Origin of the sequence: Leptospira ellinghausenii, from assembly GCF_003114815.1 — a bacterium.
GTDB lineage: Bacteria > Spirochaetota > Leptospiria > Leptospirales > Leptospiraceae > Leptospira_A > Leptospira_A ellinghausenii.
This window is the reverse complement of record NZ_BFAZ01000009.1, coordinates 572391-599191: the sequence shown is the minus strand read 5'-3', so window position 1 is coordinate 599191 and position 26801 is coordinate 572391. Positions and strand designations below refer to the sequence as shown.

Below are 26801 nucleotides of genomic sequence, written 5' to 3'. Positions count from 1 at the left end.
CTATTTTTTATTTCCACATCACAGACACATCTCACAAAGCAAAAAGATAGACTTACAGTGCGAATCCACGAGCCTTGATAGTATTGTATGCATTTTACAAAAGAGTATGATCTGTCCTCCCTTATGATTTCGATCTCCGGTGTTCGGGGAAAAATTGGACAAGGTTTTGGATTGGAGGAAGCACTCGCTTTTTCAAAATCCTTTGCAACCATCATGAATGGTGGGACTGTAGTGATTGGAAGGGACTCACGACCCAGTGGCCCTTATTTAGAATCCCTTCTCACCTCTGCTTTGTTAGCCTCTGGAAGTTCTGTATTAACCTTGGGTCTTGTCCCCACACCCACAACGAAAGCAGTTGTCAATTTAGCAAAAGCAAATGGTGGGATTATGATTTCTGCATCTCACAACCCTATGGAATGGAATGCGTTTAAATTTATTTCCAAAAAAGGGTTTTTCTTTTCAGCAGCAGAAAATCAAAAATTACTTTCGATCCTGCAATCAGGAAGTTATACCAAAGAACAAATTTCCCCTAAAGGTACTATCGATTCAGGTGAAGATTATATCGACTTACATTTATCATCAGTTTTAAAACGAGTGAATGTAAACAAAATCAAAAAGAAAAAGTTCACAGTATTTGTGGATGCAGTGGGTGGAGCAGGGTCTTATGTAGTTCCCAAGTTTTTACAGATGTTAGGTTGTAAAGTAATCTCACATAATTGTAAACCAGATGGAACGTTTCCTCGTCCTCCAGAACCTACGGCGACAGCATTAAAAACAGTAGAACCAAGTTTCAAAAAATCCAAAGCGGATATTGGTTTTGCTCTTGATCCAGATGCTGACAGGTTAGTTTTATTCACTCCAAAACGAGGAGCCATTTCAGAAGAATACACTCTTCCTCTTGCCCTGATGAATGTTCTCTCTTCAAACAAAAAGAAGTCGAAGGTAGTTGTGAACCTTTCGACTAGCTTTTTAAATGAAGAGGTAACCTCTCGTTTTGGTGGAGAGGTGATCCGAAGTAAAGTAGGTGAAGCAAATGTTGTGGAAGAAATGATCAAAACCAAAGCAGTATTTGGTGGAGAAGGCAATGGTGGTATCATTGATCCAAACATTCCTTCCTTTGGTCGTGATACATTATCTGGAATTGCACATATCCTAAACATTATGGCAGAAACTGGGAAGTCCATTGATACACTTATGGATGAGTTACCGAACTTATATATGGATAAACAGTCATTCCCTCTGGCAAAGGGAATGTCCTTAGAAACTTTATATGAAAAATTTCAATCTGAGTTTTCTCCCAAACTCATTTCCGATAAAGATGGATTGTGGATGTATGTTTCTGATTCTTGGATCCACATTCGACCTTCCAATACGGAACCAATCTTTCGAGTTATAACAGAAACAAAATCCAAATCCGATTTGGAATCTACCTTAAAGAGGGTAAAACAATGTGTGGAATCGTAGGTTATTTAGGAAAAAGACAGGCATTACCTGTCATTATCAAAGGTCTTAAACGATTAGAGTACAGAGGTTATGATAGTGCCGGTGTTGCTTTGTTAAATGGCGGTTTGGAAATCGTCAAAAAAAAAGGAAAAGTTGCCGACTTAGAAACCGAAATTGGGAATCGAAAATTAGAAGCTAGCCTTGGAATTGGGCACACTCGTTGGGCGACCCATGGTGAGCCTAATGATCGTAATGCGCACCCACATACAAGTTCAGATGGTAAGTTAGCCATTATTCATAATGGTATCATTGAAAATTACAGTTCCATTAAAAAGGAACTTGAGAGTAACGGCCACGTTTTTAAGTCCGATACTGATTCCGAAGTCCTCATCCACTTAATTGAAGAAATTAAAAAACAAAACCAATGTAGCATTGAGGAAGCGGTTCGTCTTGCTTTAAACGAAGTTGTTGGTGCTTATGCAATTGTTGTTCTATCCAAAGACAATGAAAGGAGTATGATTGCCGCAAGAAAAGGATCACCCTTGGTCATTGGTATTGGAGAAGATGAATACTTTGTTGCATCTGATGCAACTCCGATCATTGAATACACAAACAATGTCACCTATCTCAATGACCAAGAAATGGCCATCATCAAAGACGGAAGTTTGGTTGTTAAAAACTTAGAAAATGTAACCAAAACTCCTTTCATTCAAAAATTAGAATTGGATTTAGAAGACATTGAAAAGGGTGGTTACCCTCACTTCATGCTCAAAGAAATTTTTGAACAACCAAAATCAATCCAAGATGCAATGCGAGGAAGATTGGTTTCACGCGAACACCATTTGTTCTTAAGTGGGATTGACCAATACTTAAATCGATTTCTAAATGCAGATCGATTGATATTAGTTGGTTGTGGAACATCTTGGCATGCTGGACTCATTGGAGAGTATCTATTTGAAGACCTGGCACGGATTCCAACAGAAGTAGAATATGCATCAGAATTTCGTTACCGAAATCCAATCGTAACAGAAAGAGATGTGGTCATTGCAGTGTCTCAATCTGGAGAAACAGCAGATACTCTTGCAGCGATTGAACTAGCCAAATCAAGAGGTGCTCTGATCTTTGGTGTTTGTAATGTTGTTGGTTCTTCCATTGCAAGGGCATCCCATGCAGGGGCTTATTTACATGCAGGTCCTGAAATCGGAGTTGCTTCCACCAAAGCATTTACATCACAAGTGACCATTCTTACGATGATGGCTTTGTATTTGGGATTAAAAAAAGGATCAATTTCCTTGTCTGATTACCAAACACTTTTATTAGAGCTTGATTCCATTCCTGATAAAGTGGCAAAAATATTAACCAAAGATGAAGAGATTCGAAATATTTCTGAACATTTTTATCGTGCATCTAACTTCCTTTATTTGGGACGTGGATTTAACTTCCCAGTTGCTTTGGAAGGTGCATTAAAGCTAAAAGAAATATCCTATATCCATGCAGAAGGTTATCCTGCAGCCGAAATGAAACATGGCCCAATTGCACTCATTGATGAAGATATGCCTGTTGTTTTCATCGCTACAAAGGATAGTTCCTATGAAAAAGTGATCTCCAATATCCAAGAAGTAAAAGCAAGAAAAGGAAAAGTCATTGCAGTTGTTACGGAAGGAGATACAGAAATCAAAGGAATGGCAGACTTTACATTCGAAATTCCGAAAACTGCAGATGCACTGGTTCCTTTGCTCGCAGTAATTCCATTACAACTTTTATCTTACCACATAGCAATCCTTAGGGGATGTAATGTGGACCAACCTAGGAATTTAGCAAAATCTGTAACTGTGGAGTAAAATGTGAATCTCCTATTAGATGATTCCAAACGAAATCCTTCACTAGAACCACTTTCCAGGTTCCATTCTTTTTTTGAATGGAATTTGGGAGGGATGACACTTCTTGAAAAGTTAGAAAGAAAATACCCTGGTGCCAAAATTCATTACAAAGGTCCCAACGAAGATTTCGAAACATTAATTTTTAATCGTTATCCTCATGTAATACCAGCTAACTTAGATTCGTATGATTCTATTTATAGTGCAGACTCTTTTTTGCCTTGGGAGTTACTGGGAACAGTTACATCCATCATTGAGGACACACTTACCATCGAAAAAGAATGGAAACGTTTTAGGCAAAAATACAAAGCAAAACAATCTGGATTTCACATAGTAGGAAAAGACAAACATTTATACATCCATGCAGGTGCCACTGTGTATCCTGGAGTTGTTTTTGATACAACGCATGGACCAATCCTCATCGAAGATGGTGTCAAAATTTCCTCCTTTAGTTTTTTAGAAGGACCATTGTTTGTTGGTAAAAATAGCCAGATTGACAATGCACGAATCACTGGTGGCACGTTAATCGGAAACCAATGCCGTATCGGTGGCGAAGTAGAAAATTCTATTATTTTGGATTATACCAATAAACACCATGAAGGTTTTTTGGGTCATAGTTTTGTTTCTAATTGGGTCAACTTAGGAGCTTTATCAACAACTAGTGACTTAAAAAATAATTATGGGATCGTAAAACTAAAGATAGGTGATTCGGTCGTTAACACTGGAACTATCAAATTTGGTTCTATCATTGGTCCATTTACGAAGTTAGCGATTGGTGTGATGTCTAACACAGGTACAGTATTTGATATCGCTAGTAATATCGTTGAGTCAAGGATCCAAGGGTATGTTCCTCCTTTTACTTGGATCAGACCAGGTGGTCTTTATCGACTTGAAGAATTTTTATTTGATACAAAAAAAATCATGGCTCGAAGAAGTATCAATTTATTTGAATTCGAAGATTTTTATCTGAGAAAACTTTATGGAAAGTGTACGGAGTGAAACATGACACCTAGTTTGTTGGCGCATATCAATTCCGGAAAATCTGTTGAAATTGATGGTTTAAGTTTTTTTTATTTAGATGAAGGAAAAGGAGATGAAATCATCCTCCTGTTACCTGGTTTTTTGACCACTTCCTATAACTATCGTAAACTGATTGAATTGTTATCGACTCACTACCGTGTTTTAGCTTTGGATTTTTTAGGAACTGGATTTAGTAGTCGTCCTGACGGTCCTTTATCACATCGATTACAAGCTCATTATTTATCTCCTTTTTTAGAGAAAGTTGTGGGTGATAAAAAAGTACACGTTGTCGCTTTTGATTATGCATTACCAATTATGTGTTTTGCATTTAAAGACCAAACAAACCAATATAAGTCATTATCCATATTGGGTGGGTTTATGAACTTACCTAAATTTAAATTCTACTTTCCGTTACATTTTCTAAGATTGCCAATCATTGGTGAAATTTTTTCTTTTTTGTTTCGCCCGCCACTACTTCGATTTTTTTATAAATGGTTTCTCGTGAAAAAAGGCCATCATTTCACAAGTGAATGGGAAAAGACCATGTATCACTTGTTATTTGAAGGAAAAAATCGCAAGAACACGTTAGAATTCATTCGTAATGTAGACAGGTCAACTCATGCCCTTCGTGAGATTGAAGAGGGTGCCAAACAATTTGTTGGATTACGACAAATTTATATTGGGGAAGAAGATTTTCGCATTTCTCCAAACCAAACAGAATACATGAAAGAAACTTTAAGGACTAGTAGTTTAGTGTTTTTGCCTTGTAAACATCTAGCTATGGAAGAATGCCCAACAGTTGTCTTCGAAAAACTTCATTATTTCGTAGATAGTTTTTCTCATAAAAAAACAAAAACATTCCATTTTAACAAAAACAATAAGGACTAATATGGAAAGACTGATCTCAAAAATTAATCCACTCTCATCCGATTTTATATCAAATCGAACTACTTATTTAGAAACCCTTGTACCAATTCGAAAGATTATCGAGCAAGTGAAGTTAGGTGGTGGTAAAAAAGCCCTTGAGAAACATAAATCAAGAGGTAAACTTACTGCTCGTGAACGAATCAGTGAATTGATAGATGCAGATACTGAGTTTATGGAAATTTGTGGCCTTGCTGCCGAAGGTGTTTACCCCGATCCAGTTCCATCTGCTGGAATTATCACAGGGATTGGAAAAGTAGAAGGTGTAGATTGTATGATTGTTGCCAATGATGCAACCGTCAAAGGGGGAACATATTATCCCTTAACAGTCAAAAAACATGTAAGAGCACAAGAGATCGCAGAAAACAATTCTTTACCATGTATTTATTTAGTAGATTCGGGTGGTGCATTTTTGCCCATGCAAGATGAAGTGTTTCCCGACAAGGATCATTTTGGTAAAATCTTTTTTAACCAAGCGCGAATGAGCGCAAAGGGAATATCTCAGATAGCGGTTGTTATGGGATCTTGTACGGCTGGTGGTGCTTATATTCCTGCAATGTCTGACGAATCTGTGATTGTAAAAGGAAATGGAACTATTTTTTTGGGTGGACCACCACTCGTGAAAGCAGCAACAGGTGAAGTGGTGACAGGAGAAGAGTTAGGTGGTGCTGATGTTCATTGTCGTATCTCGGGTGTGACTGATCATTATGCAGAAGATGATTTTCATGCATTAGAAATTACTCGATCCATCATCAAAAATTTAAATACAAAAAATCGAAACGAATCGAAAGAAACAGAAGAACCTTTATATCCTTCTGAGGAAATTTATGGAATCATTGAACGTGATTCTAGAAAATCATATGATCCTAGAGAAATCATTGCTCGTTTGGTAGATGGTTCACGGTTTCATGAATTTAAAAAACTTTATGCAACGACAATCGTAACAGGTTTTGCTGAAATTTATGGTTATCCAGTTGGAATCATTGCCAATCATGGAGTATTGTTTTCTGAGTCTGCACTAAAAGCATCTCATTTTATTGAACTTTGTGACCAACGAAGGATCCCATTATTGTTCCTCCAAAACATAACTGGTTTTATGGTAGGAAAAAAATATGAAAATAATGGGATCGCACGTGATGGGGCAAAGATGGTGAATGCTGTTTCAACAACCACAGTTCCCAAGTTAACGATTGTTACTGGTGGATCGTATGGTGCAGGAAATTATGGTATGTGTGGCCGTGCTTTTGCTCCTGAATTTTTATGGATGTGGCCGAATGCACGTATTTCTGTGATGGGTGGAGAACAAGCGGCCAATGTTTTATGGACTGTTAAAAAAGACCAAAAAGAAGCAGCTGGCGAAACCATCCTTCCTGAAGAAGAATCCACATTCAAAAAACCAATTTTGGATGATTATGAAAAAAAATCGTCTGCAGTATACAGTTCGGCGAGGTTATGGGATGATGGAATCATCGATCCTGCTGACACTCGCAACATTTTGGGTAGGGCATTGTCTATCCTCAGTAGAAGAAAAGAAGAAAGAAAACCATTCGGTGTCTTTAGAATGTAATTTTTTTCCTTTTCATTTCTTTTTAAGGAGCCAACGTACATCAAATGGTCATTCACGAAACGTCTTCCAATCAGGTAGTTGTCATCACCATTGAAGGTGAAGTCGATTTGTACAATGCAAAAGAATTAAAAGACATTCTAGATGACAAAATGCGCAAACACCAATACGAGATTGTTGTGAATTTGGAAAAAGTTCCGTTTATGGACAGTTCTGGAATAGGAACCCTCGTAACCGCGATGTATAAATTAAAGAAATACCATGGCAATTTAAAAGTATGCAGTGTGCATGGTTCCGTTGCAAAAGTTTTTAAGATGACTGGCATGGAAAGTCACTTAGAAGTATTTGAAACAGAAGAGATGGCAGTCACTTCCATGATCAAGGAACGTAACACGCATACGGACTAGGGTAATAACAATCCCTGTTTTACCTTTTCCATTACCTCTTTCCCTTCGAATAATTCTAAAAGATACAAAGCAAATTCAAAAGCAGATCCAGGCCCTACACTCGTATGGATGTGGTTATACGACTCTATTCGTTTCCCTGTATACTTTCCACCGGCACCACTCACCAAATCCTCAGGCGATGGAAACGCAGTATATGGATTTTCTCCTGACAGAATCTGAAACTTTCGTAAAACAGCAGGAGCAGCACAGATGGCACCAATTGTTTTTTTCGATTGGTGGAAGGAATGTAATAGAGATTCGATTTCAGGTTCTGCCATTAAGTTCTTTGTGCCGTTAAGACCTCCTGGTAGAACAATGGCATCAAAATCATTTGGATTGATTTCTGAAAATGTTTTGTCTGCCAGGTGGAGCGTATGACGCGATGCAATCACTGGTTCTTTCGATTTGCTGATAGAGACAACGTTTACGTTTCCTCGCCGCAGGACATCAATCAAAATGATTGCTTCCATTTCTTCAAAACCAGGGCATAGGGGAATTAAAACCTGAGTTGCCATACAATGACTTGTTTGGCTTGTTACAAAATGTTCAAGTTTTTTTATGAAAAAACGATTCCAAGAAATGGGAACTTTCCCCCCATTTCTGGGGTCTGATAGAATAGGAGAGAGTGTTCATTGTCTATGACTGAGAAAAAAACGAATCCTTTACGATATATAGCCATTGCGTTCAGCTTTTTATTACTTGGGACATTTTTGTCTCCCATATTGACGTGTGGAAATTCAAACGAGAACCCGTTACAACTCAAAGCAGATGGTGGAGAAAAATTATCACCGGCTCAAACCCAAGCGGTTGCTCTCGAAGATGCTTTCCAAGAAGTATTTGATCGAGTTTCTCCCAGTGTTGTTTCCATTGCAACGGAAGGAACCGTGAATGTTCCACTCCACCCTTTTGAATATTTTTTTGGCAGACAAGATCCAAGAAGGAGTTCACGCCAACAAAAACTTTCAGGTCTTGGATCTGGAATTGTGTTAAACGAAGATGGTTACATTATGACAAACCATCACGTGATCCAAAACATGGATAAATTCACTGTTAGGTTAAAAAACAAAAAAGAATTCGAAGCAAAATTAATTGGTTCGGATTCAACAGCAGACATTGCGATTTTAAAAATCAGTGCACCAAAAGGAAGTCTCACCCCAAGTTTGATTGGTGATTCTAATAAAGTGAAAGTGGGGAACTGGGCGATTGCCATAGGTGCGCCGCTTGGACTCGAACAATCCTTTACTGTTGGTGTTGTTTCTGCGATCCAACGCGGAGGACTTGATACTTCTGGACTTTCCTACATCCAAACGGATGCAGCGATCAACCAAGGGAATAGCGGAGGACCACTGCTCAATATCCGTGGAGAAGTTGTGGGGATCAACCGTATGATTGTGAGCCAATCAGGTGGATCAGAAGGGATTGGATTTGCCATTCCGATTAACGAAGCAAGAAGGGTTGCCGAAGAGATCAAAACCAATGGAAAGGTCACCAGAGCTTGGATTGGAGCAGGTGTTGACAATATTGCAGAAGAAGACATCCGCCAGTTCCAATTAAAAGACAACAAAGGTGCCATCATACGCCAAATTATAAAAGGATCCCCAGCGGACAAAGCAGGGCTCACATTAAATGATGTCATCATCAGTTTTGATGGAAAACCTGTCCGTTCCCCAGAAGAATTGGTTAGTTTTGTTTTAGCGTCTCCGATTGGCAAACGTATCGAACTAAAAATCATTCGAAATAAAAATGAAATCTTGACGTCCATCACTCCAGAGAAGAAACCCAATTGAGGTGAGTTTACGAGAAGATTGGATGCAAGCGGGCGAAGAAGAACCAAACCTTCGCCCCACAAAACTGTCTGAGTTCATTGGACAAAAAGAGGTTCTGGCCAATCTATCGGTATATGTTGAGGCGGCTCGCAAACGAAAGAGCCCACTCGACCATGTTCTCATTTCGGGGCCCCCTGGACTTGGGAAAACGACCCTCGCGAATATCATAGCCAACGAACTGGCAGTTGCGTTTACACCCACCTCGGCACCGGCCATTTCGAAAGGTGCTGATTTGGTTCGGTTTCTTACCTTACTGAAAACAAACGAAGTCCTTTTCATCGATGAAATCCATGGATTTATCAAAAAACAGGAAGAACTTTTATACCCTGCCATGGAGAACTTTTTTGTGGATTTGGTCGTGGGAGAAGGTGTTACCGCCAATGCCTTACAAATCCAACTCCAACCATTTACCTTAGTGGGTGCCACAACGAGGTCAGGGCTTGTCAGTGATCCTTTAAAATCAAGGTTTGGCATCCACCTCAAACTTGATTTTTATACAGATGAAGAAATGCAAGTCATCGTAGATCGTTCGGCAAAATTACTTGGAGTGAACCTCGGCGAAGGTGTAGCGATGGAAGTGGGAAAACGAAGTCGAAAAACCCCAAGGATAGCCAACCATCTCTTAAAACGGGTTCGGGATTTTGCAGAAGTAAACAACGAAACATCTGTTAGTTTAAAGACATGTCGTTATGCATTTGAACGTATGGGAGTGGACCATTTGGGACTTGATGCCGTGGACAGGCAAATCCTCGACATTCTCATTTCTCGTTATGGGGGTGGACCCGTCGGAATCAAACCAATTGCCGTTGTCCTAGGGGAAGAAGAACGAACCATCGAAGATACGTATGAACCTTTCCTTGTGCGCGTGGGCCTCATCGACCGGACTCCGCAAGGTCGTGTGGCTACGAAAAAAGCTTACGAACATTTAGGACTTCCTTATATTGGAAATACGGGAGAAAATCGTGAAAATGGCCCCACTCTCTTTTGATTTCCGATTACCCGAAAAAGAAGAAGGGGAAAAACGTCTCTTTTTTGCTTTCACATTTGTGATCTTACTTGCTTCCTTTTTTTTGGCTCACCTCATCACGAGGAATATGTTGTGGAAGATGTGGGCAGAAGAACAAACTCTCGAAAACCTAGGCCCCAAAGAACAAGAAAAAATATACGAAGTATTAGTAGAGCAACAGTTCATCAATCCTGATAAAAAAGATGAATACAAAGCTTTGTCTAACAAGGATTCGGCGGGTGGTGGAGGGATCACTGAGAAACAAGGGTTTCATACATTAACACAATTCCGAGAATTCATTATGGGAAGTGCCACTTCCACTCCGAGTAAAACACAACCAAAATCAGAAGAATCCAAGGAAGATGAACTTTTTGAATTTGGTATTTTTAAAGCAGACCCAAAAACCAATTCCAATTCTGAGGAACGTCCGAACCAAGCTGCAAACGCTGGTCAGATGACAAAAATTCCATTTAATTATCGTTTCCAACAAGATTTCTTATTTCGTTGGGACGGAGCAAAAGCCCTTACCATTCCCACCAAACAATTAGCAGGTTATTATTATTTCAAAAATATGTTAAAACGGATAGAAGAATCCTTTGCTCCTCCTGGTGGTGGAAACTATGCCTATCGTGATATGGCAGGAATTGTTGCCAGAGAAGGAATTAAGGAAGGAGAAACTAAAGTATTGTTTATGTTAAGTGAACACGGACAAGTTTTGGATGTTCGTTTGGTTTCTTCTCAAGGACAAGTTGTTGTCGACCAAGCATGTTTAGATTCAATACGAGGTCAAAACTTTGGTCCCGTCCCAGAAGAAGTGAAGGCCAAAGGATTAATCTTTGGCATCAATTTTATTTTTCCTGGGATGCGTTATTACCGCTAAGGGTTACTCATTCATTCAGTAAGGTACAACCATATTCTTTGGATTGGAATTTTGCTGTATTGGTTCTACCAAGACCTTTTACGGTAACAGATTGATTTTCTTTGTCTAATTTAAATTCACTGATGGGAACCCACTGTCTTGCGAAATCATGGCACTGTTCTTCTGATAACTCCATCACAAAGTAACAACTACAGTATTCTTTTGAGTAAAAACTGGAAATGATAGAAGGAAAACTCGATAGATGTTTCCAATTCCATTGTGACCAAAACAAAACAATTAAAAAGAATAAAGCTAAGAAAATTGAAATTTTACGTTTCATAAGATTACCGAATCACTGATTCCTTGATCAATTTTAAAAATTCATTTTTGATAAACGCTTTTTCGCGGTCATCACCAAACCGAACTACAACGAGGTCTAAACTTGGAATCACATACATCATTTGTCCCCAATGTCCAAGAGCAGCGAAGGTATCTTTGGGAGCATCAGGCCAAGGTTCGTGGATTCCTCGATCAGGAACTCCCGTATTGGCATACCAATGTGCAGTGTAATTATCCTGAGATAAATCATCTGAATAGGGAGTAGTTTTATAACCAGGGGAAGGTGTCCTTGTGAATGTTAACCAACCTTCTGGTAAAAATCTCTCTCCATTCCACACACCATCGTTTAAATATAAGTATCCAATCTTGGCAAGATCCCTTGCTGTCATATATAGATAAGAAGATCCTACATATGTTCCAGAAGCATCTCTTTCAAAGGTTACATTAGAAATTCCAAGTGGTTTGAATATTTTTTCAAAGGGAAGTTTGTCATATTCTTCTTTGCCATATACTTTCTTCAATATCGCAGAAAGGATATTGGTATCACAACTGGAGTAATATACTTGTGTTCCAGGTTCGGCGCGAAGGGGAAGGTTCGCACAAAAACTCCCCATGTCTTGTCGGCCCCTCGTATACAACATAGCAATCACAGAAGATTTGAGTGGACCACTTTCATACCCTTCTTCCGCTGCAAGACCGGAAGACATATTCAAAAGATGACGGATGGTGATTTTTTTATGTGCTTCATCTCTACTGAGTGGTTCATAATGATAATATCCAGGGTCATCTAACTTGATCAGTCCATCTTTGACTGCAATTCCATACATTGTCTGTAAAATACTTTTTGAAACTGACCAAGTTAAGTGAAGTTTGTCTTCCTTAAAATTACGTGCATATTTTTCATAAATGAGTTTTCCATTCCGAAGGATGACAACGGCATCGGTTCTCCTACCTTTTCTATCTGTTTCATCACCAGTTCGTGTGAAGGCATACTCTTCAACTAATTTGAGTTTTGCGGAAGAAACACCTACTGATTCTGGAGTGACAATTTTCCAATTTGGATTTGGCCATTCAGGTTTGATACGTTTGGGGAGGGGAGATACATTTACTTCTCCACCGAAGGGAGAAAGGTCTTTACTACATTGGATTGTAAAAAGAACAAAAAATAGAATCAGAATTTGTTTCATAGAAGTCCTAACGTTCATTCGAAAGAGAATTCTAAGCAGATAAAACTAGTTTGCAAAGGAAAAAAGAGGAATGTTATACTTTTTCTGCATACCCCTTTAGTTTTTGTACCATAGAAAATAGTCCATTCCGTCTTGAGATCGATAAAAACTTTGCAAGACCAACTTCTTCTATAAATCCAAGTGAGGCATTCGCTATATCTTCTGGACTTTGTCCTGAAAATACTCGTATGAGAATGGCAATGAGTCCTTTCGTAAGTGCCGTGTCACTATCTGCATCAAACTCCAATTTCCCTTCAGTCAGTTTTGGTGCGACCCAAACCCGAGATTGGCATCCCGGTACTAAATATTCTTCTGTTCTTTTTTCATCAGGAAACTTTGGCAATTCCTCACCTAACTCGATAAGGTATTGGAATTTTTCTTCCCAATCAGTCAGTTCCGAAAACTCAGAGATGATTTCTTTTTGGATTTCTTCAATGTTTTGTTTCATCATTAGAACTTCCTTTTGGGATATCAGCGAATTTTTCTTTTTTTCTCATGTAGAACTGGTTAAAACCAGAGCGGGATAAATTTTTAATTTCGATTCTATTGACTGTAGCGACTGTTAGTTCGTACAAATCTTCGTTTTTATGAAAGAAATAATCCATTCGAAGTTTTTCTTCCAATGAATATTCAACATTTTCCCAGATGAGTTTTTTCTCTTCGAAATTTACAAACAAACATTCAGGTGGTTTTGAAAGCACATAACAAAATTCACCAGGTTTTGGGACTCCTTTGTAAAATAGTCCACAACCAATACTTGTTGCAAAACTGAAAACAACACCTAATAAGTGTAATTTGGATGAATAACGTTTCATTCTTTTTTATCCGAACTTAGATCCAGTTTTGTTTTAAGGCCTGGTTTTTCTTTGATGAATTGGGAAATTAAGATTGGGATTTCTGTATTTTTTTTGCCAGTGGCAATGTAAAATTCTTCTAACAAATCAATTCCTTTCTGCGATAAATTTTGCAGGTGGAAGATGGTAGCTTCTGTGATGATGGAAGTTTCAGTGATTGTATCAGGATTATTGGTTTTAGCTTGTCTGAGTAATGACAAAGCTCCCACATAATCTTTTTTATAATATTTACCAAGACCCCGTAAGAAGTTTTCTTCTCTCGGAGAAAATTGAATTCCCAATTTAAAATTTGGATCTTTTGTAATGGTGATTAAATGATCGAGACCACTCGCATCACCTGCAAGCATCGTATTAAAGGTTAATAACCAAATGTAAACTGTTTGCAGTTCAGGAGATAATTTTGAACGATCGATGTTTCCGTATTCACTTACTAAAACTTGAGGACGTTTGACACTCCGATGAGTTTCTCCGAGGAATAACAACACTCGGTTGTTTTCCCAGTCCGTAAAGGGAGAGGAGGAATAAGCTTCCGCCGTCCTTGCATTCCAAAAGATAGTGTCTAATGTTGATTCGGCGAGAACTGAACTTCCGATGAATTCACGAAATGGAGATCCTAGATGTAAGATCAAACTATCATGGTCAAATTGGATTCCCAATCGATTTAAATTCCAAAACAAACTCCTTGCGATTAAATGAAAAGCAACAGGATCCGTTGGGTCTTTTTCTGAGTAGTTGGTTGCGATTGTTTGGAAGTCTTCTATTTCTTTTTCTTTGAGATTCCCTGATTTCCAGAGTTCGATCGTTTTTTCTTTGGTTTTTTCTGCTCTGACACTTTGGTCTTTGGCAAAAAGAAAATAAATTTCTTTTCTATAGGTAAACCCTAAAGCGGAGAGGCCAAGCGCTAAAACCAATAAAAATAGCGGTGCCTTTGATTTCTTTTTTCTATGTGGTTCGTACCGGGAGTAAATCGCCATCGTTTGTTCCCATTTTTTTTTGCCCTCCCCACTTGACACGGCTTTTTCTTTGTGATTTAGTGAGAAGGGTATGGAAGATGATTTTTTAGATGATGACGAATTCGATGCAGATAGCCTAAACGAAGACGTTGTAACGTATGCTTGTGAGGACTGCGACCATCGTTGGGAAGCCGAAGGTGAGGATGAATACCTCGATTCATGGGAATTGATCTGCCCAATGTGCGGATCAGCCAATATCACCGAACTTTAAATTGACTTTTACCCATTCTCTTTTTTGTATTTTGGTCGTTCCGTCCATTTTATGGAGCGACTCTTCTCCATTTTCGACTTTGTATTCAGAATTCAAAAAAGGAAATTATTCTCTCGTATCCAAACAATCGCTCCAATACTTAAATGGACGAGAACCCGAAAAAGATCCTCGGATCTTTTTTCTCTATGTTTCTACAGAAGAAAATTGGTCAAAACTCAAATCCAATTTAAGTAAGGAAAACTCACCTAACTTTAGATTGTCGCCACATTATTGGAATGCAGTTTATTTGTTTATGGAGAGAGCTTTGGTGTTTGGAGAATCTGATTTACTCATAGAATGGGGAAAGGATTTTCAAAAAAATGGAAAACAAAGTCCAAAATACAATGATGCACTATTGTTATATGGACTTGGTTTGATGGATTTAAAAAATGAATCCGAAGCCAAAAAGGTTTTTTCAGAAATTGAATCTAATTCTCCTTCTAAACATATTTTGGTCCAATTGGAAGAGATCAAAACAGTTGGGAAATAAATGAAAGGTCTTCGTGTTTCACAAGGTAAGTGGAAAGGAAAAGAAATTCCATCACCACCCGATGTATCCGGTCATCTTAACTTTACCAATAGTCTTGTTAAAAAAGCAATTTTTTCCCTTATGGATTCTCGGTTATTGTCTTGGGGTCTTAGTTTTGAATCAGTATTGTTTTGCGATTATTTTGCTGGAAGTGGGCAAATCTCGGCTGAGGCGTTTAGCCTTTCAGTCAAACGACTTCTAACATACGAACTAGACCAAACACGATTTCGAAATTTACATACTCTATTTCGCGGACTACCAAATGTCCAATTGTTTCGAAAAGATGCCACGAAACATGCGTTAAAGTGGGAATTGGGAGAAGAATCGGCATATATCTTTTACTTAGATCCACCTTACACCTATTGGTCGGAAACTCCAATGCGAATGAAAGAAATGTTGGAAGATTTATACCAATTTTGCCTTTCGACAAATAAACCATTTTTAATTCTTTGTCAAATTCCAGAACACCAATCCACAAAAAACATTTGGGTCAATGTTCCTTATAAAATTAGAGAGTATGGAAGTCATTTCATCATCGAAACAGGTTATGAATCCATGGAAACTATGGAAGATTAATCTTCCTTTAGAGAATGGTTAGGTGGAATTGGAAACAATGATCTCATATTTTCACCAAATGGCCTCGGTAAAGTTTGTTACACTATTTTTATTTTTCCCTTCCATTGTAATGGCACTTCCTACGTATCAGGAAGTAAAAGCGAGTTTCACACCATCTGACATCAGTTTGTATGATCGAAAAAATGAACTCATCCAACGCCTTCGGATCAGAAAAGATTTTCGATCAGAAGAGTGGGTGGAGTATGAAGAATTCCCGAAATTTTTAATCGATTCGGTGATCCATGCAGAAGATAAACGTTTTTTTGAACATGCTGGAGTTGATGGAAATGCAATCTTAGCTTCCATATTTTCTGGTTTAAAAGGTTCTTCCATACGTGGAGCATCCACCATATCAATGCAACTTGTCACTCTTCTCGATCCAGAGTTACAACCTAAGAATAACCAAAGGAAATCAATTTTTCAAAAACTCAAACAAATCAATCGAGTTATGGAATTAGAATCAATTTGGAACAAAGAAGAAATCTTCACTGCGTATCTGAATTTGATTTATTTTCGTGGGGAACTGAAAGGAATTGCTTCTGCTTCCAAAGGATTGTTTCGAAAATCAGTTTCATCGCTCACTCCAAATGAATCCTATTTACTTGCAGCATTAATTCGTTCTCCTCAAAGTCCTATCGAAAAGGTATCAAAGCGAGTTTGTGCTCTAATGTGGGAACGAGATGGAAAAACTTCCGATTGTGAGGATCTTTTTCGTTTTGTTAGGGAAAGTTTGTTTCGTAATTTAGATTATCCCCAACAACCTTCCCATGTCCCTCTTTTTGCGAAATCAGTGTTTGAATTAGGTGGATTCAATCAAATTCAAAATCAAAAAATTGAAACTTCTTTATCCTTTATTTACCAAAAGAAAATTGAAGAAATACTGAAAAGAAATATTAAAACATTAGAAAATAGAAATGTAAAAGATGGTGCCGTGATTGTATTGGAAAACAAAACGGGAAATATTCTCGTGTATGTTCCCAATATTGGGAGAGAAAGTTCGGTTTCACAATTGGATTTAGTTCGTACCAAAAGGCAAGTTGGTTCCACATTAAAACCATTTGTGTATGCATTAAATTTTGAGCAGAAAAAACTCACTCCTCAATCCATTTTATCAGATTCTCCCATTGGAATTCCTGTTTACCAAGGAATTTATAGACCTCTGAATTATGACAAATCATATAAAGGAAACGTGACCGTAAGGGAAAGTTTAGCGTCATCTTTAAATATTCCTGCGATTCGAGCTTTGTCTTTTCTAGATGTTAATGAATTTGTATCCCTTTTAGAAAATCTTGGAATTCACGGATTACAATACCCAGAGTTTTACGGTCCATCACTTGCACTAGGTGCAGCAGACATTAGTTTGTTAGAACTGACAAACGCATATCGTATGTTTGCAAATGGTGGTATGTATTCCCAAATCCAATGGAAAAAATTTGAAACAAACCAAAGTCAAAAAAGAATTTTTTCTCCACAGGTAAGTTATATGATTTCTGAAATTTTATCTGACAGAGAAGCAAGGTCTCTTGGCTTCGGATGGGATAATTTTTTATCCACCTCTTATTTTACGGCGGTAAAAACGGGAACAAGCCAAGATATGCGAGATAATTGGTGTATTGGATATTCAGAACATTATACTGTAGGAGTATGGGTTGGAAATCCCACTGGAAGTCCAATGTTAGATGTGTCTGGAATCACAGGTGCAGCACCTGTTTGGCGAGAAACAATGGACTTATTACATGAATCACTCAGTTCAAAATTACATCCGATAGAAGTATCTAATTCTTCTGAGATGGAACCAAATCTTGAAATTTTGTCGTCTAATGAGAATCAAATTGAGAAAACAAAATCATTTCGAATTTTGACACCTGTGAGTGGGAGTATTTTTGCATTAGATCCAGATATTCCGAATGGTCGGCAAAAAATCCTCTTTACAATCAGTTCCTACGATGTTTCGTATTCTTATCATTTAAACGATGCTTTTCTTGCGAATGCAAAAGAACCATATCTCTGGGAGCCAAAAAAAGGAGAGTATCGATTGGAAATCAAAGACAAAGATCAAAAGGTTGTATCCATATCTTTATTTGAAGTTCGGTAACATACATGTCAAAACCATCTAAGTACAAACATAAATTCACACAACAAGTGGTCTGGGGAGAGATGGATGCATTTGGCCATGTCAACAATGTCACCTACGTTCGTTACTTTGAGTCTGCAAGGGCAGATTATTTTACGAAAGAGGGATTATGGGATTCTCCATTAAAACCTGTAAAAGCAGGTCCAGTGCTCACTCATTTGGATATGGACTATCGTAAACAAGTGGTTTTCCCTGCCACCTTAGAAATCACCCTTGAAGTGAATGCAATTTCTTCCAGAGCATTCTCTGTGATTTGTTCTATGTGGAATGAAGAAAATGAATGTGTTTTAACAGGGAATGCTTCCTTTGTTTGGTTTGATTTCTCATTGCAAAAACCTTCAGCATTACCGGAACATTTCAAAACAAAATTTGGAAATTCAAATTTGGTATGATGTTACAATCAATACAAGATCGTTTCAAATTAGATGATGAGGTTTTAAAAATCTCTAGGATCTGTCTTGTTGTATTTTCTAGTTTTATTGGTTTTGGGATCTTTGCCCCTGTCGATGAATTAGGATTATATGATCCGAAATGGATTCGTGTGATCCATGCTTCAATTACAATTTCATTTTTCGTTGCTACCTATTTTGTAAGCTGGGTACGAAAAAATATCCAAACAATTATGTTGGTATTTTTTTATACAATGAGTGCGCATTCTTTAATCCTATTGTATTGGAACTCTTTATACATCGGATATTTGGTTGGAATGATTTTGGTTCTCTCTTGTATTGGTGTGAGTTTTGTGGACAGACGTTCTCTAGTTTCTTATCTGGGCACTGTTACTTCTTTTGGGATATTGGTTGGAATTTATACAAAAGATCACCAAGTCGACTTATCTTTATATTTGTCTGCGATTATAACACCAGCTTTAGTTTCATACCTAACACTGAATATACGGTTAAGCTCAGTTGAAAAGTTAAGAAGTTCAGAATTCCAACTTAAAAAATTCCAAGACAGAATGTTAAGTGAATTGGAATTAGCAAATGAAACCCAATCAAACATAGTCACGACCGACTGGCCGAAAAAAAGGGGAATTAAATTTTATTCTTTTTTTCGTTCCTTTGACCAAGTAGGTGGAGATGCGATCAGTTACTTTGAAAGAGAAGATGGTAAAATGGCATTATTTTTTGCTGATGTATCGGGGCATGGAATTGCATCAGCTATGGTGTCAGCGATGGCTGTTTTGGCATTTAAAATTCATGGGAACCAAAACCAACCATCCGAATGTTTGAAAGCGATTCATGATGATTTACAAAGTTTAGTTCCAAACAATCATATAAGCGCCTGTGTTTTGTTTGTGGATTTAGAAACAAAAGAAATCAAATATTCGATTGCAGGCCATCCTCCAATCATCCATATCCAAAAAGAAAATGGACCAAAGTTTTTAGAAGGACTTGGAACACTCATTGTTTCATTTCTCAAACCAAACTTAAAAAACTACCAAATCACACTCGAATCAGGGGATAGAATTTTATTGTATTCCGATGGAATTTTGGAAGTATTCGACGAATCAGGTGAAATTTATGGTGAAGAACATTTGGTTGAATCCATCAAAAATCATTCTGACAAAAAAGGTGATGAATTTTTAAATGCTATTTATGAAGACTCAATGTCATTTTCTGCTAAACGCATTTCGGATGATATGAGTATGTTATTATTGGAAATACAATGAACCTTATTTTAACACCTTTTCTCTGGTTCAAACGAGAGTTTATCCCTTTTCGAACTCTCGACAGATATTTATTTTTTGATTTTTTCAAAACATTCATTGGCACACTGATCATGTTAACGTCGATGATAGTCATTTATAAATTCACAGATGTGATGAAGTATTTAGTTTCTTCAAAAGTGAATCAGTCCCATGTGTACTTACATGTTCTATATTCTTTGCCATCGATGGTGGATCAAGTAGTCGCACCAGCTCTCATGTTTTCTGTTTGTTTTGTCATAGGACAATTTAGCGTAAATAAGGAACTTGTCGCGATGATGGTGGCTGGTGTTTCCTTCATTCGAATCATCACACCAATTTTATTTTTTGGAATCGCCATGTGGCTCATCATGACATTCTTTGGGCAAACAGTTGTTATTCCCGCAAATAAAAAAGCTCAAATTGAATTTAGCATCATGGCAAAAGGTTCCAATCGATTGATCGATTTTGTTTACCAATTGCATATCAAAGGTAAAAAAGGATTTTATTACGTATATTGGATCGATGAAAAAGAAAACACAGTTAAGGGAGGATTTAATTATATTGAAATCACTCCTGATGGATATCCTACATATACAGTATCATCCCAAAAAGCAAAATACATTCCAAATCCACATAGTTGGGTTTTGTATGACGCAGAAGAAGTTAGATTCAATGAAAATTTAGAACTGGTTTCAAGAACCAAATATGCAGAAAAAACGTATGACTTTCCAGAAGACTTAGCTTACTTTTCTAAACCGGTTCGAAATCCAGAGGAAATGAATTTTTTTGAACTCGCAGACGAAATTGAATCAAGAATTACTAAAGGGATTCCCTTTCGGAATGTGATCGTACAACAACATATGGCATTTGCGATGCCACTTATGTCCTTTGTGGTTGTAACACTTGGAGCACTTGCCGGTGCGATCACCAAACGTTCTGCAGGTGTTGCAAGCCTTGGACTAACGATTGCTGTGGTATTGTTATACTATATTCTAAATTCAACTGCTAAAACATTAGCAGAAAATGGAGCATTACCGATTTGGATCGGAATGTGGATCACACCTGTTATTTTCACTTACGCAGCTTATTTTCTCTACCGACGGATGAATATTTAAATTCGGATGAGAAGGAGTGTCAGTAAGGAAACAAAGACTACTTCCATTGGCATTTTGACAAATCGAAGTAGGTTTGTGGTTTAAGTTTGATTTGTTGAAACTAATTCCGTGTGAAAATAAGATTAACTTAAAAACACTCGTTTGTACAAATCTGTTTGTAAAATTCCTTTTGGATCATATTTTTTCTTTAAAGAATAAAACTTCTTTAAATTATCTTTTGGAAAATAAGACTCCATCACACGTTTGCGGAGAGTAGAATCTTTTGCAAAATAAAATCTTCCTTTATGTTTTAAGACAATTTCATCGAGTTCATAACAAAGAGACCAAAGTTTTTCGCGATTCCCTTTTGTGACAGGAAAATCCATCGCCATTGAAAATCCGTCCACAGCATGTGTGAGAAGGAATGGATCTGGTTTGTGTTTTTTGAAAACTGATAAGTAATTCACAATGCCACGTTCTTGGCATTTCGTGAATATTTCACTGAATGCTTGTTTGGCGTTTTCTTTAGGAATAAACACTTGGTATTGGATCATAGAGCCAGGTTTGTAGACAAATTTCCAATTCGGAACATAGTCTAGTAAAAACGCATATTCCGCATGACCTTGGTAATATGCTTTGTTGTTTACCAAAATACTCGCTATACATTTTGCTAAATTGATCATCCTCATACCAAAATTAAAGCTGAATGGGCGCATAAGGATCCACATCCATTTTTTAGGAATCACATAAAACAAACGGGAAGGAAGGTGTTGTCTTTCTAACAAACAATTTCCTGGAAAATCTGGGTCTTCGCCTGCTTTTAAATTGGTTGCTTTATGGATTTGACCACGGCCTAAAGATTTTCCAGAAGCAAATGCATCAATCCAGCCCACCAAATAATCTGCAGTTTTGTAGTGTTCTTCAAAATAGGCAAATAATTCATCGAAGTTCCGCACATACACTGGATCAATTTTCATTTTTCCTGAATAAATGGGTTTCATTTTGATTTGAACGGTTAAAAAGCAACCTAACATTCCAAAGCCGGAAATTGCAGAATAAAATAGATCTGAATTTTTTTTAGGAGAACATTCGAGGATATCGCCTTTTGCCGTTAAAAAGGTAAATTCTTTGATGTGTTCGCCGATGGTTCCCACTTTAAAATTATTTTTTCCATGAATGTTCATGGAAAGCGCACCACCGAGAGTTGGCATCATAGTTCCAGAAACGACTGGTGGCCAAAAACCATTCTCAATCCCAGTTTCCCAAAGGTCCTTGATACGAGCTCCAGATTGAACTGTCATTACACCCGATTTTAGATTAAAATCTAATACTTTATTAAAACGAGTTAAATCTAAAACAATTCCATCCGTATTCGTTGAAGCATCACCGTAACTACATCCGCCGCCGCGTAACGCTACTTTGGTGCCAGTTTGGTTCGCCCAAACAAAAAGTTCTTTGATCTCTTCCTCAGTTTCTGGTCGAAACACAGGTGACATGGAAAATGAACTCATTCCCCATGCTTCTACCTTTTCTTTCATTGGGACTTTTATATTAGGGATGGATTTTGTTTTTTTTGTAACCATATTAGATACTCAGTTTTTTGAAAATAAAGTTGGGAATGTTTCGAATGATAAGTGCGACAAGTGCCCAAATACCGGGAACAAAAGCTTCATCTTTGCCACTCGCAACGATAGCACGAATTTTTTCGGCTGCTTCATCAGCAGTAATTGCTTTGAGTAAACCTTTTTCCGGTAAAACCAAACCATCCGTCATTTCTGTTTTGACAAATCCTGGTTTAATTGTTGTTACTTGGACATTTACTTCTGATAGACGATTTCGAAGTGCTTCTAAATAAGTATTGAGACCCGCTTTGGAAGTGTTATAAACAGGATTTCCTTTCCTACCTCTTTCTCCCGCAATAGATGAGATTCCAATGATCTTTCCTGATTTTTGTTTGGTAAAAAAAGTAGCAACAGGATTTAAAAAGGCAACAGCTCCTATAAGGTTTACATTTAACATTTCTAAATCTTTACTTACATTGTATTCTTGTTTTCCAATCTCCGGCATCACACCAGATGCAAAATACACTTCGTCCACACCTCCAAGGAGTGAGACAGCTTTTTGGAAGGTTTTCTCTGCTGTAACAAATTTAGTCACATCAAAGACCAAAGGGAAGGCACGTTTCTCTTTGGAGGAATTGGCTTTTTTGGCAATGGACTCTAGGGATTTTTCCCTTCTCGCTAAAAGGACCACGGAGGACCCCGCGTTCAATTCTTGTTCAGCAATGGCTTTTCCGATCCCACTCGAGGCACCGACGACGATTATTTTTTTCCCCATGTTTACGTTTTTTTGGTTTAATCGAATCTGGCAAGTGGTTTCAATAGGGTTGTGCCCGTAAATGAGAGAATCCTGATCGACGGGATGAATTTGATGTATAAATTTCCTGACCTGGCATTTTCTTTGGGGGAATACCGTCTCCAAGATGCCAGAAGCGGACTACTCGTTCATTTAAAACGCCATTTTCCCGACCTAAACCAACGGAAAGTGATCATATTTTTTGACGGGAAGAAGGAGTTACTTTCTGAATGTTATTCCGAGGAATGGGAAGGATTTTCCATCCATTACAGTCATGAAAAAAAAGCGGACGAACTCATCATTGGCTATTTAAACTATTGTCAAGTACCTTCTCAATGTTTGGTGGTAACTTCAGACAAAGAGATATTAAGTTATGCAAGAAGGTTACGGGTAAAACGTAAAACTTCTGAAGAGTTTTATGCCGAATGGGTCAAACGGGAAACAGAAGTAGATGAAACTGAATTTAACCACCTGAAAGAAGGATTGACACCTAGTTCGGAAAGCGATTACTGGGAGAGACAATTCCTTCCTTGATATGTTGTTTAATTCAATACCATTTTTAATCTTCTTTTCTGTTGTTTACCTTTTTTATTGGGCCATCCCCAAAGAATTTCGTAAGGGTTTTCTTCTATTCGCCGGGATTTGCTTTTATGCATATTTTTCATTGGCACTTACGGTTCACTTCGTTGTAGTCATAACGGTCAATTACCTTCTGTATCGTAAGATCCAATCGACGCCGACTCGTTTTTGGGTGGGGTTTACTGTTTCACTCAACTTGATCAATTTAGGTTTTTTTAAGTATGTTTACTTTTTTAGTAAGGTACTTGCTGATCTAACAAGTTATCCTTTTTTCCAACAAGTTCCAAATCTTATCCACATTGCACTTCCGCTTGCGATCAGTTTTTATACCTTCCAAGTCATTGCAGCAGCAGTAGACACCTATCGAAATCCGAATGTTCCCACTGTGAAAGTGGAAGACTACTTTTTGTTTGTCGCATTTTTTCCTGTCCTAATTGCAGGACCAATCATGCGAATGTCAGATTTTTTTCCAAACTTGGACAAACTCACACCTAGCAAAGAAAAGATGTATCGAGCATCGTATTTGATGATGTCAGGTCTCGTTAAAAAAGTGTTAGTTGCTGATCCAATGTCTCTTACAATTTCACCTGTTTTTAATTCTCCTTCAGATTATGATTCTTTTTCATTGTTCATTGCTGGTATTTGTTATTCCATTCAAGTATTCAGTGATTTTTCAGGTCTTACCGATATGGCAAGGTCAGTTGCATTGTATTTAGGGTTTGAAACTCCTGAAAACTTCAAGGCACCTTTTTTCTCAACGTCTGGGCGGGAGTTATGGAAAAGATGGCATATCACCCTTTCTTTTTGGTTACGTGACTATATTTATTTTCCGTTAGGTGGGTCCAAGAAAGGTGAACTCAGAACATATCTAAATTTAATTATCATAATGACATTGGGTGGATTTTGGCATGGTGCAGATTATACTTTTATCTGTTGGGGATTTTATTGGGGTGTGATTTTAGCAGGAGAACGGTTTTTAGAAGGGAAATTAGGGCTCAAGTTAACACCTGAAAAAAACAAAGTTTTAATTGTACTGAAAGCAATGATTGTATTTGTTTTGTTTTCCATTTCCGGACTCATGTTTCGATCCAACAATGCAACGAATATGGTGGATCATTTTTATGGAATTTTCACACATTTTTCTCATAGTTTAGAGCGATTGTTAGATGGAACTTCCAATCATTGGCTTATTTCTGCCACTTCTTTATTTGGTGAAGGTTCTTCTTTTAAATACTTACATATTGAAAACTTGGAACGTATCTTTTATACTTCGTTTGCTGTATTATTTTTTCATCATCTACAATACTTTCCTGAATTTTGGGAAAAAATTCGAAAACATGATGTTTGGTTGGTTCCAACACTCGGTATCATCACAATCTTTTTGTTAGCCACATTATCACAAGATGGTGGCGAGTTTATTTATTATCGCTTTTAGGTGGAAACCGTGGATTTAATACGAAATCGTTATTTGTTAGTCCCATTTTTAGTTGTTTTCTTAACATTTTGTCTAGATAAATTATTGGTTTTGGAAAATGTTCATACGTATTTTTCAAAATCTTTATCAGATATCAATTACATCCAAAAAAACGAATTATACGAAGACTTAAAAGAATACTTAAATCTCAAAGATAGAGATAAGGTGATTGTCTATTTTGGAAATTCAAGAGCTCTACTTTTTGATAACGAATACATTCATAAAAAGTACCCTGGTTGGGTAATGTTTAATTTTTCTGTTCCCGGCGGGAAACCAGATTACGTTTTACAATGGATGGAGCAGTTTGCAAAAGATGAAGTAAAACCAGACTTCTTTTTATTCGATCATTCTGTAGAAATGTTTAACTCTGCTGCTACATTAAAAGTAGATGAAACCTTAACCAATGGCCTCAATGTTTCATTTGTATTAAAACATTTTTCCAGATTTTCAACAGATGATATTTCAACATTGATCGCAAAACGTATGTTCCGTGCATATCAATACCGTCCTAAATTGGAAGTTATCATCACAAGAGCCAAAAATAAAGACACTTTATTATATCCTTATCGAAGTTTGCGAGATAACCTTATGGCAAATTTGAAAAAGGGGAAAGGTTCTGCAATGACACCTGGGACACACCAAGCAGTCCTCCCACCAGAATTATTAAAAAAATCAGCAATTGGCGATTTTCATTCTTACTTAGTTCCATTTCGATTTTCTGATAATATTTTGAGTTTCACTGATCAATCTTTACAATTAGCAAAACAGTTAAATGTTCCTTCTGCTGTCATTTGGGTTAGGTTATCTTTGCCTTATATGGATCACATAAGGAATTTAAAAGTATCAGTAGCGGAGAATAAAGAGGGAACCGTTTATGAAGATTGGTATCCTCGTATCGTGGAATACCACAAACAAAATGGAATCCCATTTTGGAATATGAATGATGATCCTACATACACCTGCAACGAGTTTAGCGATGCAGGTCACATGTCACCATCATGTTATAATGATTACACTGACTATATTTTTAAAAACCTTAATCAGTCTTTGGTGATGGGAGCTCGGTAAAACTCAGTACGATTCTGAATGTCATTCGGAGAGAGTTTTTCCGGTTCTGTTGGGTTGGGTTTTGTAGGATTTTGGGATTGTGGTTTGTTGTGGTTTTCCTTATCAACTGAATAACCATAATAATAACCATGAATGATTTCTACGACAGCCACTGGTGTTTCTGAGTTGGCATTTTGGATTTCGATCGTAATTTCATCGGGAGGAGCGAGTAATTCAAACACCCACTGGGACTCTCCTTCAATCCTCTCTTTGCGTAGAATTGCCGAGTTTTCACTTTGTCCATTTCCAGAATAAACTGTTAATACCCATTCTTTCAATTTACCATCAGTTGCTACACCGATTCCTATGGATTGGGGCGAAGATTCTCCAGCCTTCAGATCAAATCGAATTGCGCCACCTTTTGCAACCGCACCATAAAGTCTTTTTTTCGAAAGGGTGGGGTAAAGTGCTAAGTCTTGGATGCGAGTGGTTACTTCCTTCACATTTTGGCTTAGGACTGAAGGTTCGGAATGTAAAGTTTGCAAACTTAAAAAACAAATTCCGAGGAGTAGATAAAACGAATGTCTCATTGCCTTCATTGGACTAAAAAATAAATTCATTACAAGCAAAAGATATC

General features: G+C 37.5%; 28 protein-coding genes. 19 read left to right on the top strand and 9 right to left on the bottom strand.

Annotated features, from left to right (window positions below):
* Window positions 1-87: 87 nt before the first annotated feature.
* The 6 genes from glmM to DI076_RS11245 are packed head-to-tail and all read left to right on the top strand — an operon-like array spanning window position 88 to window position 7235.
* Window positions 88-1464, top strand: a complete 1377-nt coding sequence (gene glmM, locus DI076_RS11270) for a phosphoglucosamine mutase (protein ID WP_108959958.1) — start codon at window positions 88-90, stop codon at window positions 1462-1464.
* Window positions 1449-3284: a glutamine--fructose-6-phosphate transaminase (isomerizing) gene (glmS, locus tag DI076_RS11265; protein ID WP_108959957.1), complete on the top strand. Its 1836-nt coding sequence runs from the start codon at window positions 1449-1451 to the stop codon at window positions 3282-3284. Before glmM ends, glmS begins: the two co-directional genes overlap by 16 nt.
* 3 nt (window positions 3285-3287) lie before the next feature.
* On the top strand, window positions 3288-4319 hold the full coding sequence (locus DI076_RS11260) for a GlmU family protein (protein ID WP_108959956.1): 1032 nt from the start codon (window positions 3288-3290) through the stop codon (window positions 4317-4319).
* Between the two features lie 3 nt (window positions 4320-4322).
* Window positions 4323-5228, top strand: a complete 906-nt coding sequence (locus DI076_RS11255) for an alpha/beta fold hydrolase (RefSeq protein ID WP_108959955.1) — start codon at window positions 4323-4325, stop codon at window positions 5226-5228.
* Window position 5229: 1 nt separating this feature from the next.
* Entirely contained in the window at window positions 5230-6831 is a 1602-nt protein-coding gene (locus tag DI076_RS11250; RefSeq protein WP_108959954.1) for a carboxyl transferase domain-containing protein, read from the top strand.
* Window positions 6832-6875: 44 nt separating this feature from the next.
* Window positions 6876-7235: an STAS domain-containing protein gene (locus tag DI076_RS11245; RefSeq protein WP_100715761.1), complete on the top strand. Its 360-nt coding sequence runs from the start codon at window positions 6876-6878 to the stop codon at window positions 7233-7235.
* Here DI076_RS11245 and DI076_RS11240 read toward each other — a convergent pair.
* A complete protein-coding gene (locus DI076_RS11240; RefSeq protein ID WP_108959953.1) occupies window positions 7232-7789 on the bottom strand; it encodes a DJ-1 family glyoxalase III in 558 nt (185 codons plus the stop codon). The two genes, DI076_RS11245 and DI076_RS11240, sit on opposite strands and share 4 nt — an antisense overlap.
* A 123-nt stretch (window positions 7790-7912) precedes the next feature.
* Here DI076_RS11240 and DI076_RS11235 point away from each other — a divergent pair, with 123 nt between their 5' ends.
* The 3 genes from DI076_RS11235 to DI076_RS11225 are packed head-to-tail and all read left to right on the top strand — an operon-like array spanning window position 7913 to window position 10986.
* Window positions 7913-9061 (top strand): trypsin-like peptidase domain-containing protein, encoded by a 1149-nt coding sequence (locus DI076_RS11235; protein ID WP_174705048.1) that lies wholly within the window; start codon window positions 7913-7915, stop codon window positions 9059-9061.
* A 22-nt stretch (window positions 9062-9083) separates the two neighbouring features.
* Window positions 9084-10088 (top strand): Holliday junction branch migration DNA helicase RuvB, encoded by a 1005-nt coding sequence (gene ruvB / locus DI076_RS11230; RefSeq protein ID WP_174705075.1) that lies wholly within the window; start codon window positions 9084-9086, stop codon window positions 10086-10088.
* Window positions 10069-10986, top strand: coding sequence for an energy transducer TonB (locus tag DI076_RS11225; protein ID WP_108959950.1), 918 nt, complete (start codon window positions 10069-10071; stop codon window positions 10984-10986). The genes ruvB and DI076_RS11225 overlap by 20 nt, the downstream gene beginning before the upstream one ends.
* A 7-nt stretch (window positions 10987-10993) precedes the next feature.
* On the opposite strand, the gene DI076_RS11220 is transcribed toward DI076_RS11225, so the two are convergent.
* The 5 genes from DI076_RS11220 to DI076_RS11200 all read right to left on the bottom strand — a co-directional run bounded on the left by DI076_RS11220 (window position 10994) and on the right by DI076_RS11200 (window position 14358).
* The gene (locus tag DI076_RS11220; protein ID WP_100726106.1) at window positions 10994-11305 is read right to left on the bottom strand and encodes a hypothetical protein; all 312 of its coding nucleotides are present in this window, start codon (window positions 11303-11305) and stop codon (window positions 10994-10996) included.
* Between the two features lie 4 nt (window positions 11306-11309).
* Window positions 11310-12491 (bottom strand): serine hydrolase domain-containing protein, encoded by a 1182-nt coding sequence (locus DI076_RS11215; RefSeq protein ID WP_108959949.1) that lies wholly within the window; start codon window positions 12489-12491, stop codon window positions 11310-11312.
* Between the two features lie 73 nt (window positions 12492-12564).
* Window positions 12565-12978, bottom strand: coding sequence for a SufE family protein (locus tag DI076_RS11210; protein WP_108960933.1), 414 nt, complete (start codon window positions 12976-12978; stop codon window positions 12565-12567).
* A complete protein-coding gene (locus tag DI076_RS11205; protein WP_245918393.1) occupies window positions 12962-13345 on the bottom strand; it encodes a hypothetical protein in 384 nt (127 codons plus the stop codon). Before DI076_RS11205 ends, DI076_RS11210 begins: the two co-directional genes overlap by 17 nt.
* The gene (locus tag DI076_RS11200; protein ID WP_245918392.1) at window positions 13342-14358 is read right to left on the bottom strand and encodes a hypothetical protein; all 1017 of its coding nucleotides are present in this window, start codon (window positions 14356-14358) and stop codon (window positions 13342-13344) included. The genes DI076_RS11205 and DI076_RS11200 overlap by 4 nt, the downstream gene beginning before the upstream one ends.
* A 70-nt stretch (window positions 14359-14428) precedes the next feature.
* Here DI076_RS11200 and DI076_RS11195 point away from each other — a divergent pair, with 70 nt between their 5' ends.
* Genes DI076_RS11195 through DI076_RS11165 form a run of 7 tightly spaced genes read left to right on the top strand, consistent with a single transcriptional unit; the run spans window position 14429 to window position 20730 of the window.
* The gene (locus DI076_RS11195; RefSeq protein ID WP_108959948.1) at window positions 14429-14608 is read left to right on the top strand and encodes a hypothetical protein; all 180 of its coding nucleotides are present in this window, start codon (window positions 14429-14431) and stop codon (window positions 14606-14608) included.
* Window position 14609: 1 nt separating this feature from the next.
* Complete coding sequence (locus tag DI076_RS11190) at window positions 14610-15137, top strand: tetratricopeptide repeat protein (protein ID WP_108959947.1); 528 nt, start codon at window positions 14610-14612, stop codon at window positions 15135-15137.
* Entirely contained in the window at window positions 15138-15752 is a 615-nt protein-coding gene (locus DI076_RS11185) for an RsmD family RNA methyltransferase (protein WP_108959946.1), read from the top strand.
* A 37-nt stretch (window positions 15753-15789) separates the two neighbouring features.
* Complete coding sequence (gene pbpC / locus DI076_RS11180; RefSeq protein WP_108960931.1) at window positions 15790-17886, top strand: penicillin-binding protein 1C; 2097 nt, start codon at window positions 15790-15792, stop codon at window positions 17884-17886.
* A gap of 5 nt (window positions 17887-17891) precedes the next feature.
* Window positions 17892-18317 carry an acyl-CoA thioesterase gene (locus tag DI076_RS11175; protein WP_108959945.1) on the top strand — a complete coding sequence of 142 codons (426 nt, stop codon included), beginning with the start codon at window positions 17892-17894 and terminating at the stop codon, window positions 18315-18317.
* Window positions 18314-19597 carry a PP2C family protein-serine/threonine phosphatase gene (locus tag DI076_RS11170; RefSeq protein WP_108959944.1) on the top strand — a complete coding sequence of 428 codons (1284 nt, stop codon included), beginning with the start codon at window positions 18314-18316 and terminating at the stop codon, window positions 19595-19597. The genes DI076_RS11175 and DI076_RS11170 overlap by 4 nt, the downstream gene beginning before the upstream one ends.
* Window positions 19594-20730 carry an LptF/LptG family permease gene (locus tag DI076_RS11165; RefSeq protein WP_108959943.1) on the top strand — a complete coding sequence of 379 codons (1137 nt, stop codon included), beginning with the start codon at window positions 19594-19596 and terminating at the stop codon, window positions 20728-20730. The genes DI076_RS11170 and DI076_RS11165 overlap by 4 nt, the downstream gene beginning before the upstream one ends.
* A gap of 122 nt (window positions 20731-20852) precedes the next feature.
* Here DI076_RS11165 and DI076_RS11160 read toward each other — a convergent pair whose 3' ends face one another.
* Both DI076_RS11160 and DI076_RS11155 read right to left on the bottom strand, forming a co-directional pair.
* Window positions 20853-22292 carry an FAD-binding oxidoreductase gene (locus DI076_RS11160; protein WP_108959942.1) on the bottom strand — a complete coding sequence of 480 codons (1440 nt, stop codon included), beginning with the start codon at window positions 22290-22292 and terminating at the stop codon, window positions 20853-20855.
* Window position 22293: 1 nt separating this feature from the next.
* The gene (locus tag DI076_RS11155; RefSeq protein WP_108959941.1) at window positions 22294-23046 is read right to left on the bottom strand and encodes an SDR family NAD(P)-dependent oxidoreductase; all 753 of its coding nucleotides are present in this window, start codon (window positions 23044-23046) and stop codon (window positions 22294-22296) included.
* Between the two features lie 51 nt (window positions 23047-23097).
* Between DI076_RS11155 and DI076_RS11150 the strand changes: the two genes are divergently transcribed.
* Genes DI076_RS11150 through DI076_RS11140 form a run of 3 tightly spaced genes read left to right on the top strand, consistent with a single transcriptional unit; the run spans window position 23098 to window position 26185 of the window.
* Complete coding sequence (locus DI076_RS11150; protein WP_282432603.1) at window positions 23098-23598, top strand: NYN domain-containing protein; 501 nt, start codon at window positions 23098-23100, stop codon at window positions 23596-23598.
* 1 nt (window position 23599) lies between these two features.
* Entirely contained in the window at window positions 23600-25078 is a 1479-nt protein-coding gene (locus DI076_RS11145; protein WP_108959939.1) for an MBOAT family O-acyltransferase, read from the top strand.
* 9 nt (window positions 25079-25087) lie between these two features.
* Window positions 25088-26185, top strand: a complete 1098-nt coding sequence (locus DI076_RS11140; protein WP_108960929.1) for a DUF1574 domain-containing protein — start codon at window positions 25088-25090, stop codon at window positions 26183-26185.
* Here DI076_RS11140 and DI076_RS11135 read toward each other — a convergent pair.
* Window positions 26158-26754 (bottom strand): hypothetical protein, encoded by a 597-nt coding sequence (locus tag DI076_RS11135; RefSeq protein WP_108960930.1) that lies wholly within the window; start codon window positions 26752-26754, stop codon window positions 26158-26160. The genes DI076_RS11140 and DI076_RS11135 overlap by 28 nt on opposite strands.
* Between the last annotated feature and the right edge of the window lie 47 nt (window positions 26755-26801).

Bases quoted from the DNA above. Each gene is read 5' to 3' on its own strand.
- glmM (WP_108959958.1), top strand. From the start codon at position 88: ATGCATTTTACAAAAGAGTATGATCTGTCCTCCCTTATGATTTCGATC.
- glmS (WP_108959957.1), top strand. From the start codon at position 1,449: ATGTGTGGAATCGTAGGTTATTTAGGAAAAAGACAGGCATTACCTGTC.
- DI076_RS11255 (WP_108959955.1), top strand. From the start codon at position 4,323: ATGACACCTAGTTTGTTGGCGCATATCAATTCCGGAAAATCTGTTGAA.
- DI076_RS11250 (WP_108959954.1), top strand. From the start codon at position 5,230: ATGGAAAGACTGATCTCAAAAATTAATCCACTCTCATCCGATTTTATA.
- DI076_RS11245 (WP_100715761.1), top strand. From the start codon at position 6,876: ATGGTCATTCACGAAACGTCTTCCAATCAGGTAGTTGTCATCACCATT.
- DI076_RS11240 (WP_108959953.1), bottom strand. From the start codon at position 7,789: ATGGCAACTCAGGTTTTAATTCCCCTATGCCCTGGTTTTGAAGAAATG.
- DI076_RS11235 (WP_174705048.1), top strand. From the start codon at position 7,913: ATGACTGAGAAAAAAACGAATCCTTTACGATATATAGCCATTGCGTTC.
- ruvB (WP_174705075.1), top strand. From the start codon at position 9,084: ATGCAAGCGGGCGAAGAAGAACCAAACCTTCGCCCCACAAAACTGTCT.
- DI076_RS11225 (WP_108959950.1), top strand. From the start codon at position 10,069: ATGGCCCCACTCTCTTTTGATTTCCGATTACCCGAAAAAGAAGAAGGG.
- DI076_RS11220 (WP_100726106.1), bottom strand. From the start codon at position 11,305: ATGAAACGTAAAATTTCAATTTTCTTAGCTTTATTCTTTTTAATTGTT.
- DI076_RS11215 (WP_108959949.1), bottom strand. From the start codon at position 12,491: ATGAAACAAATTCTGATTCTATTTTTTGTTCTTTTTACAATCCAATGT.
- DI076_RS11210 (WP_108960933.1), bottom strand. From the start codon at position 12,978: ATGAAACAAAACATTGAAGAAATCCAAAAAGAAATCATCTCTGAGTTT.
- DI076_RS11205 (WP_245918393.1), bottom strand. From the start codon at position 13,345: ATGAAACGTTATTCATCCAAATTACACTTATTAGGTGTTGTTTTCAGT.
- DI076_RS11200 (WP_245918392.1), bottom strand. From the start codon at position 14,358: ATGGCGATTTACTCCCGGTACGAACCACATAGAAAAAAGAAATCAAAG.
- DI076_RS11195 (WP_108959948.1), top strand. From the start codon at position 14,429: ATGGAAGATGATTTTTTAGATGATGACGAATTCGATGCAGATAGCCTA.
- DI076_RS11185 (WP_108959946.1), top strand. From the start codon at position 15,138: ATGAAAGGTCTTCGTGTTTCACAAGGTAAGTGGAAAGGAAAAGAAATT.
- pbpC (WP_108960931.1), top strand. From the start codon at position 15,790: ATGATCTCATATTTTCACCAAATGGCCTCGGTAAAGTTTGTTACACTA.
- DI076_RS11175 (WP_108959945.1), top strand. From the start codon at position 17,892: ATGTCAAAACCATCTAAGTACAAACATAAATTCACACAACAAGTGGTC.
- DI076_RS11170 (WP_108959944.1), top strand. From the start codon at position 18,314: ATGATGTTACAATCAATACAAGATCGTTTCAAATTAGATGATGAGGTT.
- DI076_RS11165 (WP_108959943.1), top strand. From the start codon at position 19,594: ATGAACCTTATTTTAACACCTTTTCTCTGGTTCAAACGAGAGTTTATC.
- DI076_RS11160 (WP_108959942.1), bottom strand. From the start codon at position 22,292: ATGGTTACAAAAAAAACAAAATCCATCCCTAATATAAAAGTCCCAATG.
- DI076_RS11155 (WP_108959941.1), bottom strand. From the start codon at position 23,046: ATGGGGAAAAAAATAATCGTCGTCGGTGCCTCGAGTGGGATCGGAAAA.
- DI076_RS11145 (WP_108959939.1), top strand. From the start codon at position 23,600: ATGTTGTTTAATTCAATACCATTTTTAATCTTCTTTTCTGTTGTTTAC.
- DI076_RS11135 (WP_108960930.1), bottom strand. From the start codon at position 26,754: ATGAGACATTCGTTTTATCTACTCCTCGGAATTTGTTTTTTAAGTTTG.